Genomic DNA, 13,411 nt, shown 5'->3' on the forward strand with positions numbered 1-13,411 from the left:
TGAAATCACAATTCACATACAGGCGACACGGCCGGCGGGATAACCGCCTGCGTGCGTCCATTGGCAGTTATTTAGCCACACTTTGTAACCAAAGGTTAACTAAGAATTGTGAAAAGCTGTCTACTGAGTGTGCTGGGGGTAGGAGCAGGCAGGCTCATGAGCCTGCCTGTTTGAGGGCGTTTGAAGGGTTACAGCGGGGTGTCTTTATCCTCGCGGCGATCCCCTAATGCCGTATAGGGAACGGCCTGGGTGCGGCTGCGAACGAAGTAGCGGATCAGCGCAATCATCAGGCCCAGCAACAGGCCGCCGACGAGGCTCAACGCGATGACCAGCGGTTTTTTCGGCTTGATCGGCGACAGAGGCTCTTGGGCTCGACGGTCAATCGTCACCAGCTTGAGGTTGCTCATGTCGATGTTCAAACCACGCAACCTGGCGACTTCAGCCCGAAGCGGCTCGACGTCCTGCAAGAAGATGTCTTCATTGCCACGCTTGCGCAGCACCTCAACCTCGCGGTTGCTTTCCAGCAGTTGCAGCTCTTTGCCGATCTCGGCAATGCGCGGGTTGGTAAAGTCATCGCTGGTACGCTGCTGCAATGCAGCGCGCTCGGCTTCCAACGCCTCGGTCCCCATGAAATACAGCGGGATCTTCTGGTTGTTCACCTCGGTACGCATGACCTGGCTCGAACCCGTGCGGGTGGAGTCAGCCATAGAGGACGGCGTTGTCGGCGTACGGATGCCCATGGACTTGGCAATGCTGATCGCTTCGGCCAATTCGGCCAGGCGGTTGGTGCGCTCCATCTTCATCTGCAAGCGCAAAGCGCTGAGCTCGTCCTGCAGTTGGGCACGCTTGAGCCGGTCAGCTTCCAGCAGCTTGGCGATTTTCGATTCTTTATCGGTATCGTAGTTGGCGCGGGCGGCGTCGATCTTGCCCTTGAGCTCGCTCAAGCGGTTATTGACGATCACCTTGAGGTCGGCCCCTACTTGCTGACGCTCGGCGGCAATGGCGTAGTCCACAAAACCGTTGAGGATCGCGACACCATCGACGTCGGTCGGGTATTGCAGCTCCAGACGGATGTAGCTGCTCAACGAATCGGATTTCTTGGGGTCGGGCAAAATCAGATTGACGGAATTACGGTTGAACGCCTCAAAGCTCTGCTCAAGGGTTTGCCCCGGTTTCTTGAACGCCTTGAACAGCTCCTCATGATCTTTGAAGAATCCCAGACGCGCATCATAAGAGTCCAACTGCGCGCCCACTTTGAGCAACGCATCGGCAGGCGGCAATTTATACACTTCCGAACGGTTCAAGGCGTCTAGCTCGTTGATTGCCGCAGGCCGTAACACACTGCTGACTTCATACGTCTTGGGTGCCAGGAAGGCATAACCTGCGCCTAATACCCCGGCCAGAAGCGTACACCCGACCACCAGCTTTTTTTGTCGCCAGATGGCGTGAAACAATTCAAATAAATCAATTTCATCAGACGCTGCGGAAGGCGGAAGCGGGGAAGTACGATTCAAAATAAGAACACCTTAAAATAATACTAAAAGGCCATCATTCTCAGAAGTCTGAATGACTTCAAAAATCAGGGGCAACGCCCTGGATACGGCAGACCAATGGCGATGTGACCACTCAGTCCCCTGAAATATCCCACAGACTTAGGGATTATTTCGGTTTCATTTCGGTGAGTAAGCCAAATGACACAGCCATGTCAGACTGATCTGGTTGCAAGCGTAGTCAATACAACATGAAAAAGCTGTCAAATACCTGTCTTATAAAGAAAAAAATTTCGCCTACAGGTGGGACAGTGTCAGCCTCAATACAATTGAACATTTTTTTGAACAGCAATAAGGAGTTTGCATGTCACCGCTTTCAGCCTCGGACTTTCACGCACTGCAAGGCACTTGGGAACAAACAGCTCTTGAAGACGGTGGCGTGCTCAACCCCGTGGATGCCCACAGCGCGCCCGGAGCGACGACGACAATTGCGGGGGATCGCTTCGAAGTGACCACGGTCAGTGGCGAAGTATTATTGGCAGGACGCTTCGTACTGGACGCCAGTACCACGCCCAAAAGCATTACCTGGACGGACGACATGGGTGATGATGCAGGCAAACAGCTCCCCGCCAGTTACCGGCTCGACGGCGATGATTTCGTATTTATCGCAGCGGATGAAGGCATGCCCAGGCCCACCGTGTTCAGCACCGGCCCAGGGCAAACCATGCGCACCTTCGTACGGCGCTCTTGATCAAATGTGGGAGCTGGCTTGCCTGCGATAGCGGTGGGTCAGATCAACTAACCTGTCACTGATACACCGCTATCGCAGGCAAGCCAGCTCCCACATGTTGGAACGCGGGGCGTCAGGCAGATAGGCGGTGGCTGGCAGGCTGTTACGGGAGCAAGCTCCCTCGCCACAGGTGGACACATAAGACGTGATTATCCGATTTGATCACGGTATTTTCACAAGGCCTTCACTTTTCGACCTATAAGGTCAGGCCTACCTACTCCAGTGAATCACTTGGCCCGCCCTCTCCTCGCGGGCCTTTTTTTGCGTGCGCAAACCTTGATCAGCCATCACGCCTGATCGCGGTCATGGTAAAGCACAGGGGCAGTTGCGCGGCCTGATGCTCATATTGATCGTAGAGTTCTTCTCGGTTGGAATGCGGGTATTCCTGCAAATCAGCGATCTGCAACTGCGCTGCGATAGCCCCGCTGACCACACTGCCCAGGGTATGTACATACCAATAGGAGGTCGGCCCGGGCCGCTCATCCTTCCCTTCATAGACAATTGCCTCCTGCAGCACAAAGGGTTCGCGCTGGAAGTAAGAACTGGCAGGCAGCATCGGGTTGGCCCCACAGGGGTCAAACATCTCGAGAAAGGGATGGGTTTCGTACATGACCAACGTACCGCCGGGCTTCAGCACACTGGCAACCTGCTGCATGAACAACGCCACATCCGGCATCCAACCCAGCACGCCAATGGTCACCAGGGCGATATCGAACCGTGCCTGCAAACGCTCGGGCAAATGGTGGATATCGGCCTCAATAAACTCAGGGCTGTGTGGCGAGACCTCGGCCAACTCCCGCGCCTGTTCAAGAAACGCCCGGGATTGATCAACCCCCACCACCGAACGGGCACCCAAGCCATACAACGAAAGGCTTTCGCGCCCGTTGTTGCAGCACAATTGCACCACATCCTTGCCCACCACGCCCGCCTCTTGCAGCAAGGTGGTGATGGTCGGGTCAAGGCAGGAAAAATCAGGCTCGGCTACCGAGGCCAGCAGTGCCGCCCAGGTCGCGGTATCTTTGTGCAACCTGGCGGATTCGTCCCAGGCATTTTTATTGCTGGCGATCGCCTCTTGCGCTGAGGGCATGTCCATTGCTTCTCCAGAAACTCATTACAGTGGGCTTTGGAAAGTAAATTAAACGCGCGCTGGAGGAAACCCTGGCCCACCGCGAAACTTATCACCCAGCCCACCGGTCATTAATCCAACGCGTGTTCAGCCCCTGAACGCCGCTCTTGAAGGTCGCATCGTGGCCCGTCATTCAGACCTGCGCATCGCTCTATCGCTGGACAGCCTGAACTTCTTTCTCGCCGATGTGCGCGACGGTCTCGGACCGTACCTGGCGATCTACCTGCTGGCCGTGCATCAATGGGAGCCGGCCAGCATTGGTGTGGTCATGACCCTGGCAGGCATCGCTGCCTTGCTGACCCAAGGCCCTGCGGGTGCGCTGATCGACCGCACTCGCAGCAAACGCGCGGTGGTTGCCATTGCCGCGCTGTTGGTAACGGGCAGTTGCCTGATGCTGCCCTTCGTCAGTTCGTTTGGCTGGGTAGCGTTGACCCAGGCTGCCAGCGCCGTAGCCGCCTCTGTCTTTGCCCCGGCCATTTCCGCGATTTCGCTGGGGATCACCGGGCCGCGCGCCTTCACCCGGCGTACCGGGCGCAACGAGACCTTCAACCACGCCGGCAATGCTGTGGCCGCGTTGCTGGCCGGCGGGCTGGCCTACCTGTTCGGACCGGTGGTGGTGTTCTACCTGATGGCGTTCATGGCCGTCGCCAGTGTCATTGCGGTCAGTTGCGTGCCGGCCAAGGCAATTGACCATGAGGTCGCCCGTGGTTTCGATCCGGCCCATCACAACGACCATGAACAGCCCTCGGGCCTGAAAGCATTGCTGGCCAACCAACCGCTGCTACTGTTCGCCATCTGCTGCGCACTGTTTCACCTGGCCAATGCCGCGATGCTGCCGCTGGTCAGCCAGAAACTGGCGCAGATCAATTTGCAGATGGCCACCCCGCTGACGTCAGCCTGCATCGTCGCCGCCCAATTGGTGATGGTGCCGATGGCCTGGCTGGTCGGGCTCAAGGCCGATGTCTGGGGGCGCAAGCCGCTGTTGCTTGCCGGTTTCCTGATACTGCCACTGCGTGGCGTGCTCTATACCCTGTCCAGCGACCCCTACTGGCTGGTGGCCGTGCAGATGCTCGACGGTATCGGTGCCGGCATATTCGGCGCCCTCTTCCCGGTAATCGTCAAAGACCTGACCCAAGGCACCGGGCGCTTCAACGTCAGCCTGGGGGCCCTCTCCACCGTATTCGGCCTCGGCGCGGCGCTCAGTAGCAGCCTGGCCGGTTTCGTGGTGCAGCAAGCTGGCTACAACGCGGCCTTCCTGACGTTGGCGGCGGTTGCAGCCGTTGCCTTGATGCTGTTGTGGCTGGCCATGCCGGAGACATTGGCAAAACCATCCTTCGCTCGCCATACAACTGTCGCCTGACATATGCGACAATGCGCGCCAAATTCCAACACACATCCCAAATTTTGTGCTCAGCGACCGGGTTTCGCGCCTTGATGTCGCTGTTGACGCACGCCTGAAGGCACCTGCCGTCACGCTCGCAACCCATTGATAGGTACAGTAATTGATCTCCACAGCTAACATCACGATGCGATCTTAGATGCATCGTGATGCGGCCAAAAGCGCAATAAAATCAGTCGGTTAGCGCGCAGGAGATCGCACCAGAATACGCCTTTTTGCAGCTGATGGTATCAAAATTGGTATCAGCTTTAGTCCTGCAAGCTTTCGATATGCCAGCTGCTGGGTAAGCAGCCCCCCTGGGCGCCTCTTCGTGAGCATTTTGATCAAAACTAGCCCACCGAAGATTAAATTGGGCATGTCCTACAAAACACGGGATTTTAATTCCATAACTTTCTTCTTTTAAATCATTAACTTAGGGACATGATTTTTCCGCATCGCACACATTTCTTATCCGTTCCAAGACAGCAAAATCAGCACCTCAAAATAAATTGCGGAAAGAAATCTGGCTGTAGAATCCCGCATTCTAAGACAAGCCAGACGCCAGTATGTAGAGAGGTCTGGCCTTCACCGTGCGCCGGTCGACTGGATCGCCGATCAGTTGGGCCATACTCATGGAAAGATGATTAGTCAGCAGTACGGAACGTGGATCAAGGATGACGGACCGGACGTGGTAGATATGCTACAGATTGACATGAAGCTATCACTGGTAACGGTCGCCTCGTCTAGCTAGGCAGAAAGGATCGGTGGACCCAGCCCACGGGGGCCAGTTTCCGAAGTGGCAAGAAAGGGTGCCCACGCCTGGGCTAGGTGTAGGGGCCGATTGAACATATGCAGGAATTCCACCTATCAGTCTTCAAAGGCCGCTATCGGCCGTAAGCGGACGTTCGCAAGCGGGCGCTATCGGACAGCAACGGACAGTGGACAGACTGATGGCGAAACAGTAGCGTCAGGTTTTTATCTAGGAAATTAAAACCATGTCATCGCCGCTGCACCTCTACAAGTATGAGCGCTTTACCGCTCAGTCGCTTCAGAATCTTAAGGACCAATTAATCTATTTCGGTTCCCCGCTCGCTTTCAATGACCCTTACGACTGCGCCCTTTCACCGCGTATCAAGGAGCCAACTGACGACGATGTTGAGAAACTGCGAAGCTATTACTTAGCGAAGCCCGAAATCGAAAATGGGATTCGGCGAGAGTTCGAGAAGGCATCCCCTACAGTGCTTCGGGATATGCTTCTTCGCATAGGACAAAAAACTTTAGATGACATGATCAAAAGGTTTCTGTCACAACGTGGGGTCAGCTGCTTTTCAGAGAAGAAGGACAACTTGTTGATGTGGTCCCACTACGGGGATCATTGCAAAGGTTTCTGCCTGGAGTTCTCAACCTTGGCCGATCCATTTCACAAGATTAAGAAGGTCCGCTACACACAAGACATGCCCATTCTCGACATCGTTCCGATCCTGTGCGGTGAAGACTCCGACCCTGTATCCGATCTCTATTGTACCAAAGCGATTGATTGGGCTTATGAGCACGAGTGGCGTGCTATTCATAGCCAAGCCGGTACGGCGTATCGGTATCCTTCCGAAGCACTCACCGGCATCTACTTCGGCCCCGACATGCCCCTAACTGCGATTGAGATCATCGCGTTAGTTCTCGCAGGACAAAATGAACACGTCCAGCTCTGGCAAGGCTCTCGTAGCAAGTCTAACTTCTCAGTTGAATTTCAGCCCGTAGAATACATGTCACATCTGGAAGCAAAGCGGCTAGGACTGCTGGGGACAGCAGGTACTTAATCGGCCACTCAAATTGCCCCCTCGAATCATGATATCTCCTGCCCGTCCAGCACAGCAGGCTTCTTTCGGCCATTAGCAGCCATTCAAAAGAAGATGTATTCAATCCAAAGCCCGCAGGCATTCTTCTCTTAAAAAATGCGCAGGTGCCGTTGGGTTGAATGGCAGCAACGCTATGCCTCCAAATAGCTAGAAATTATATTGTCGAAAGTCATCCGGAGTTAGATAAATCTAATACAAATATGTCAACCAATCCGTATAGCTCAGACGGCAACGATGTCTGAATGCAGAGCTTAAGTTCTTCCGCTGATCCTATTCCAGAGGTCTTGATACCCGCTGTAGATATGTCTGCCCCAAACCACAGAACGAGAAAAACTCCTTGGTACTCGGCATCGGGATGTATTGAGTAACGCTCATGCAACTGACATTTTGCGGCTGTATATAGTTCTTTGTGCCACTGTCCTTTGACCTCCGTAACCAGTAGTCGTCTTTTTCCATTTATCACCTTTGAGGCAGTGAAGTCGCTTCGCTTGTCATCTTTAAGATGATGCTCAGGTGTAATTATAATGCCTTTCGACAAAAGCTTAAGGCTTAACCGCTCCGCTATGATTGATGTACAGGAGTTTTCATTTAAATGCTTTCCGTTTTCGAAGAAGCGAGCGCCTGAGTTGAATTCGCCCCCATCGATAGCTCTTTGAAGGTCACGTAGCTCATCAATGATGCATTGACGCAATCCTTCTACTGTTACAATCGAATCTAAATCCAATAAGTCCGAAACCTGCTTTGGACTAGGCGCCTCGTAATCTTGAAGGGAGAGTTTTCTAAATTGGCTACTGTATATGCTGTTAAGATCCCTGTGCAGATCGTTGAACCTAGGATCTGCGATTAGCTCCATTAGCGGCACTATAGCGTCATCTGGATCAAAGGAATTAAAACTCCAAACCAAATCCTGTATATAGCGGTATGCTCTTTCGCTATTTGGACTATCGCTTCCCCATTGGTCCGGTAAATATACACTCGGCCACCGTTCGACATAGGCGTCTAGCACAGCTTTCGTTTTTAAGGCCGTCAAACTTGGCCAGCCGTGGCTCCGATTGCCGAATCGACTCGACCGGTTGCACAGATTAAAGATTGAATTTGGATCTGCTTGCAGCCAGTGCCATTGCGGATAGCTGATGCAATCAATGAAGTAAAATTCTCGAATGAACCAGAACTTGCATTTGCAAATTATGTCAGGATCATCTGGAGTCTTGGTGATTTTGTCTACTAAAGCAGAAGTGCGCTCCCTAATGATATCAATTAGCAGCGAGCGCTCGCCATACCCTGCGGCAACATCAAATATACTTTCGAGTACACTAAGATTTAAGTTTTCGAATCTAACGAGCCACTCGATCGAAAGCTTGGGTTTCAGCTCACTGAATGCATCATCGCTACACAACAACCAAACGTCAGGATTCGTACAGGATGAATTTTCCAGTTGAGGCTCGACAAACTGCCTTAAAAACGTCTCTAATGCACCAGCTTCTGCAAATATAATCCTATCAATCTCTTGCTTCAGAGCGGTCTTGGTGTTCTCGCCAATAGTGCTGTAATGAATGTTGATGCATGGTCGCAATGATCGAAGCAGGCTCGGATCAACTTCATCCAATGAGTTTTTGGCCACCATGATTAGAGCGCAGGCGGCGTGCAGTATCTGAATGTTTCTGGAAATTCTGGAAGAGCAGCTTAACTCTGCCAGTTCGCGTAGCCCTGGGACTGATGGGGCTATAAAGCTGAGGCAGTTTTTCAATGCTGTATGTACTATTTCTTTGTCACCAAACTCTTCATTAATTTTTTCTGGGTGCATCAATGTAAGCTCTGCGAATCGCGCAAGACATGCCCAATGTGCGCCCGATGCAATTAGATCTCTGTTCTCCCTGACGTATAGAATATTTTTTTCATGAATTAAAGCCTGCCTCCTTTGACTGCGTTTGAACCTTCGCTTGAGGTTTCTGGGGAGTCCATCCAGTTTTCCCATTTTAGATGCCGCACGAGCAAAAATAGCCCAAGCGCGCATGAATTCAGGTTTTGCCAAGGCTTGTTTGCGAAGGCGTTGCCTCAATGGATCAGACCCTAGCTCATCCGCCGTACGATGTTTGTGGTGAAGAGGAATGCAAGTTCCCCATAGAACGGGGTTATCATTTTCAAACGCAAGATCAGCTAAATATTGCGTGTCATCTCGAAACACACCAAGCCCAGAGTGTGAATGAAAATCAAAGTTGTGGATTCTTGTGTTAATAATTTCCTCTCGATCAGCAAGAGGAGCAAATACTAGTGCGAGAACGCCTTGTCTCAATTCGATATTCTCTCGCATCACTTTGACGGCAGCGCTCTGCTCAGTGCTTTTCTGATAGTAATAGTTTAAGTTTCTCACCCACTGCCAGACTTGAATCGGATTGTAGGGTGAAGGCGCAGCACTAAAATAATTATCCAACAGCAAGCCGATTATTTTGCTAATTCCGGTTCTACAACTGCACTCGTAGTTTTTTTTGTCACAGATGCACTCTAGCCCCAAGGTCAAATCATCTAAGAGGCGCTCCGCCGTTCTAAAATCTAAATCCGCTACGAAACGTCTTACAAAGTAGCGAGATTCAATCTGCGGGTTATACTGTTCATATCCCTCTGGATAGAGCTTTGCACACTCCCTAAGAAAGTCGAGCGTGACTTCATGGTTGTATGGCGAAATATAGAGAGACTTGATGATTTCTGAAGCCACGCGCAATGAATTGTGACTGGTCTCAGAGATTAAAACTGAAATATCTTTTTTATGATCGAAAGAGGAAATCGAAAGCAGGCACTTACTCGCTAGCAACCTAGAGTTTTGGGATTCTTCCGCCGATAGGAGAATGCTTCGAAGATCCGCCTCAAAATGTGATGCTTCTTTGCTAGAAACAAGCAACTCCAGTATAAGATCTCGAAGATGCCCATCTGTTCCAGCTGATAAAATTGGTCTAATTTCATCGATGACATCCTTCGAGAAAAAGCCAGCTATGCTGAAACTGCGTCCGTAGTCGCCTCTTCGAAAATAAGGATCTTTTATTTCAATCTCACGGAGCTTATGAATTAGCGCCCGCCTTGTGGATGAATGGAGCTGAGAGGGGTCTCCGTTAGCAAGCACCGCGTACGGATCAAGCTGGATAATGGTGTTCTGTACATCTTTACCTCCCAGTGCGGCCATCCATCCGATTAATCCACGCAGTTCATCTCGTACAGTAGCGTTGGGTGCAATTATCGACACGCATTTTGATAGCGTCAGCGTATCTTGTGCGTTTTCAATTCGTCTCACTAGATAGCAAGCTGCGCAATATTCAGCCACAACCTTATGGACGGGGCGGTGAAGATCAGGGTGATCTCCAAGCTTAAACAATCTCGTCGACAATATATCGATGTTACAGATATTTTTGCTTTGTACCGAGTTAAGCATCGGAAATATCCGTGTCTCGCTTGCCTCGCTAGTAGTAACGCCATCTGAGCCGGAAAGAAGTAATTTGGCAAAGATTTCATCCGCTAAAGCAACCTTTTCTGCTACTGGAAAAGAGTTGTGCTTGCTCGCAATACTAGTGTTGACTTCTCTTGCCAGCCGGTCAACAGCCATCGAGAATATCGAGTTTTTGTCTTTGAATCGTCTACCGCTTTCTATGTAAGCGTCAGCGAAGAGCTTAAGAAATTGTGGATTAGGTAGAAGAGATTCCAAATCAAACCTTGACACTTCATCACGAAAGGCAACGAAGTCCTCACCTACGACATGATAGGAGAATATGGCTTGTTGTTCTGCTTCGTTAAATTCTTCTAATCTGACCACCAGTGGGGTACGTCCTAAGGCATCTTCAAAGGCCTTGGTTGACGATGCACCCCACTCGCTCGACCGACTGGATATGATGACATGTTTTGGATCAGATTTTTTCGCATAGACTAGAAGCCTGTTGATACCAACCTGATCGATCTTCGCAAGTTCGTCAAATGCATCGATGACCAAAGAGCCATTCTTCGAATCTGCACCCATATGGCTGAAGAGGTTGGCAGTCACACATTCGACTTTCAGCTGATCCGCGAGACTTTTGAGCAAGGACGACTTTCCGCCCCCTGGCTCAGATAGTACGACCACATAGGCCGAAGCGCTCATCAGCTCCTGCTCTGTGAATGTCCTCTCATCGGAAGCAAGCGTACGAGGAAGGTAGAAGTCTTGGCTCATTGGGGGGGCGCTCGTTTTATGCAGGTGCGCTGCGGTCTGAGGCAGATGGTGACTGAGACTCAAAACGCTACGTTCAATATAAATACGGTGCAGCTATTTCGGTTAAATCTGCCTGATGACCTTCCTTATTCATACGTACTCCATGTTTGCTATGTTGAGTCAAAACCCCATTGAAAACATCCGGGAAGAAGATATAAGCGATTCCCACTTTACACATTCATTTTCTGCGCATCGAGGCGTGCACTTCGGATCGATTCTGCTGAAAACTTCGGTGCGGGTAAAGCCCCTGTTGAACTATCCGGAAAAGCCTGAATACCTTTGGTTTTAAGTCCTTCGAGTGACTGCATCGGGTCGAAAGTAGTTTAATATGGCGGCTGCTTTTGGCCGATAGCTCGCTTGTGAGGGTTCGATATGACCGACAGCGGTCGCTTGCCGATGTCTCTTTCTGGCCGGCAGCAGACCGTCGCGATGAATTGCACTACGCAACGAACCACTGGGCGGCTGATCAAGATAAAAACTGGCATAAAGTTGCCGCAATTCATCAAGTTAACAGAGCACCACACCACCCAAATCGCAAGTTCGCGCTCAAGCGGTGGGATGGCGCTTTGAAGACCAGTCTGTACCACACCTAGGCTATGATCATCGCTTGTCGAGCACCTCGATCAAGCGCTGAAAGCGCTCCAGAAGATCATCGTAAGTGAGAATCTTGATATCTGACTTTGCGTTATGGATCATCAAGGTGTCTTTCTGCTCCTGCGTCAAATCCTTAGAGCGCCCGATCACCACCATACCTTCTGCGGCATAGTTGCCCGCTAGCCACTGTGGCAGGTTACTCGCGTTGTTATGGATCTCCCTGATCCAGTCCTGCACCTGCTGCACTGCGTGGGTCACCTTGTGCCGCTGGCTATTGCGCTTGGTGAATATCTGCGCGCTGTGGGGTTCGAGTTCCACCAGCACAACACGCTTGTCCGATTGGCGGTATTGCAGCACCAGGTCCGCACGGTATTTGCCGATGCGAACTTCGCTGTAGACCGCTGCCACATGGGAATCCAGTACTTGGGTATGCTGCTTGAGGAAACGGTGCAGGTCTTTTTCACGCGTGCCGACCCGGCCCAGTAGATGGCACAACTCAATGAAGTTGCGCTCAAACCTTGCCGATTGAGAGACCTTTGGCCCCAGCGCTGATACTTTGCGTTGCAGCAAATGTTGCTTGTCGACACTGCCCCGGCGTGAGCGATTGTCCCGGCGAGTGACGCCTATGGGCGGTATCAGCTCGCGCCCCCCTACCTCTATTACCTCGGCAAGCGGCTGGTCGAATGCACCTACAATCACTGCTTTCACCCGCGTCAGGCCAAGCGCCCTGCATGCCATATAGACGATATAGTCGTCGTCCATGACCAGCGCGCCGTTCTCTTCGTACAAAAGGATATCGGTAGTTCTAGCATGGGTGATGAACCGGCTAATGTCCTCATCCGGGATCCGCAGTGCATAGTCGATGTCCCGGGGCTGCACGATGGCAAGGTCTACCCTGACCCGCGTACACGCCACCTGACCATGGTAAGCACGGGCGATGAGCTGCACCAGGTACGGGTTGTCGCGGGGGCGGTCCTTGCGGTTATCGACGATTGAATTCAGCGGCAGTACCGGATAAAGGTATTTCTTGTATTGATACAGGCATTGCAGAAGGAACATGATGTGCGCCACCTGCACGGCGTACTCGCGCTCGAACCGGACCCAGCCTTCTTCCGTGCACATGGAAATGAATGGCTCCGGTCGATTGCTCGATAGCTGCAGGTTCAATTGCCCCACCTTGCCAGACAACCCTTCGCGCCCAAAAACCGTAATTTCGAACAGAACTCCGCCATCCACCATTTCCGAGCGCCTGAATAGGACGCCACAGGGCCGGCCCTCGAATGTGGAGGAGACAAAGAACTCGCGATCCAGCTTTAACTTTTCTAGGCGATGAAGATCGCGCAGTACTTCGTCAGGGGTAGGCAACTCCGAATCGGCCACCACCAAATCTTCGTTGATCACGAACATCGCACGAGCTATATCGCCGATTAGGGGATTCTTGCGATAACAGTTACGCACCCAACTGACGATCTCATCAACATCGGGCGTACGATGCTCGCCTTGCACGATTTCACGCAGGGTGCCTTGGCGGACCTGCTGCAGCATGGGTTCGGTACCAGGTGGAAGGTCGTTTTCGCTAAACGATAGCCTGGTATCCGTTGCCAGCGAACCGTCCATGTAATGTGCTTCCAGCTCTTGCATCTGGGCTTTCCTTAGGTGTTGAACGCAGGGTGCGAAACGCCATTAAGGTATCACCTCTGCCGCCGCCTGCTACATTGCCGACTATCCTTCGCGCTAGGGTCGTAGTTCGGTGAGAGGATAATTCTGAAAGTTAGCCGAACCTGCATACAACAGGGGGCGCATCCTCTTTTGGCCGATAGCTGACGGTGACGAAAGGCAACTACTGGCTTTCAACGGCCGTACCGAGTGACGTTTGCACACAATCAAAGCGGAATACTTTTGGCCATAACCCATTGAAAATACTTGCTTTAGTCATGGGCTTGAAAACCGTC

Annotated in this window: 7 protein-coding genes; 3 read left to right on the forward strand and 4 right to left on the reverse strand. The window is 51.9% G+C overall.

Annotated elements, in window-relative coordinates; translation table 11 throughout:
- Positions 1-188 precede the first annotated feature (188 nt).
- Positions 189-1,514 (reverse strand): Wzz/FepE/Etk N-terminal domain-containing protein, encoded by a 1,326-nt coding sequence (locus tag ODQ19_RS18670; protein ID WP_003191065.1) that lies wholly within the window; start codon positions 1,512-1,514, stop codon positions 189-191.
- A gap of 340 nt (positions 1,515-1,854) precedes the next feature.
- Here ODQ19_RS18670 and ODQ19_RS18675 point away from each other — a divergent pair, with 340 nt between their 5' ends.
- Positions 1,855-2,241, forward strand: coding sequence for a TIGR03067 domain-containing protein (locus ODQ19_RS18675; RefSeq protein ID WP_330210878.1), 387 nt, complete (start codon positions 1,855-1,857; stop codon positions 2,239-2,241).
- 319 nt (positions 2,242-2,560) lie between these two features.
- Here ODQ19_RS18675 and ODQ19_RS18680 read toward each other — a convergent pair whose 3' ends face one another.
- The gene (locus tag ODQ19_RS18680) at positions 2,561-3,373 is read right to left on the reverse strand and encodes a class I SAM-dependent methyltransferase (protein WP_330210879.1); all 813 of its coding nucleotides are present in this window, start codon (positions 3,371-3,373) and stop codon (positions 2,561-2,563) included.
- A 154-nt stretch (positions 3,374-3,527) separates the two neighbouring features.
- On the opposite strand from ODQ19_RS18680, the gene ODQ19_RS18685 reads away from it, so the two are divergent.
- Both ODQ19_RS18685 and ODQ19_RS18690 read left to right on the forward strand, forming a co-directional pair.
- Positions 3,528-4,766 (forward strand): MFS transporter, encoded by a 1,239-nt coding sequence (locus tag ODQ19_RS18685; RefSeq protein WP_330210880.1) that lies wholly within the window; start codon positions 3,528-3,530, stop codon positions 4,764-4,766.
- Positions 4,767-5,779: 1,013 nt separating this feature from the next.
- Entirely contained in the window at positions 5,780-6,598 is an 819-nt protein-coding gene (locus tag ODQ19_RS18690) for a DUF2971 domain-containing protein (RefSeq protein WP_330210881.1), read from the forward strand.
- 208 nt (positions 6,599-6,806) lie between these two features.
- On the opposite strand, the gene ODQ19_RS18695 is transcribed toward ODQ19_RS18690, so the two are convergent.
- Together ODQ19_RS18695 and ODQ19_RS18700 are read right to left on the reverse strand one after the other, a co-directional pair.
- Positions 6,807-10,826 (reverse strand): NACHT domain-containing protein, encoded by a 4,020-nt coding sequence (locus tag ODQ19_RS18695; RefSeq protein ID WP_330210882.1) that lies wholly within the window; start codon positions 10,824-10,826, stop codon positions 6,807-6,809.
- Between the two features lie 639 nt (positions 10,827-11,465).
- Positions 11,466-13,100 (reverse strand): Shedu anti-phage system protein SduA domain-containing protein, encoded by a 1,635-nt coding sequence (locus ODQ19_RS18700; protein WP_330210883.1) that lies wholly within the window; start codon positions 13,098-13,100, stop codon positions 11,466-11,468.
- Positions 13,101-13,411 lie beyond the last annotated feature (311 nt).

The organism is Pseudomonas sp. AM4(2022) (assembly GCF_036346515.1).
Classification (GTDB): Bacteria; Pseudomonadota; Gammaproteobacteria; order Pseudomonadales; family Pseudomonadaceae; genus Aquipseudomonas; species Aquipseudomonas paracarnis.

Coding starts and splice junctions, on each gene's coding strand:
- ODQ19_RS18675 (WP_330210878.1), top strand. CDS start 1,855: ATGTCACCGCTTTCAGCCTCGGACTTTCACGCACTGCAAGGCACTTGG.
- ODQ19_RS18680 (WP_330210879.1), bottom strand. CDS start 3,373: ATGGACATGCCCTCAGCGCAAGAGGCGATCGCCAGCAATAAAAATGCC.
- ODQ19_RS18690 (WP_330210881.1), top strand. CDS start 5,780: ATGTCATCGCCGCTGCACCTCTACAAGTATGAGCGCTTTACCGCTCAG.
- ODQ19_RS18695 (WP_330210882.1), bottom strand. CDS start 10,826: ATGAGCCAAGACTTCTACCTTCCTCGTACGCTTGCTTCCGATGAGAGG.
- ODQ19_RS18700 (WP_330210883.1), bottom strand. CDS start 13,100: ATGCAAGAGCTGGAAGCACATTACATGGACGGTTCGCTGGCAACGGAT.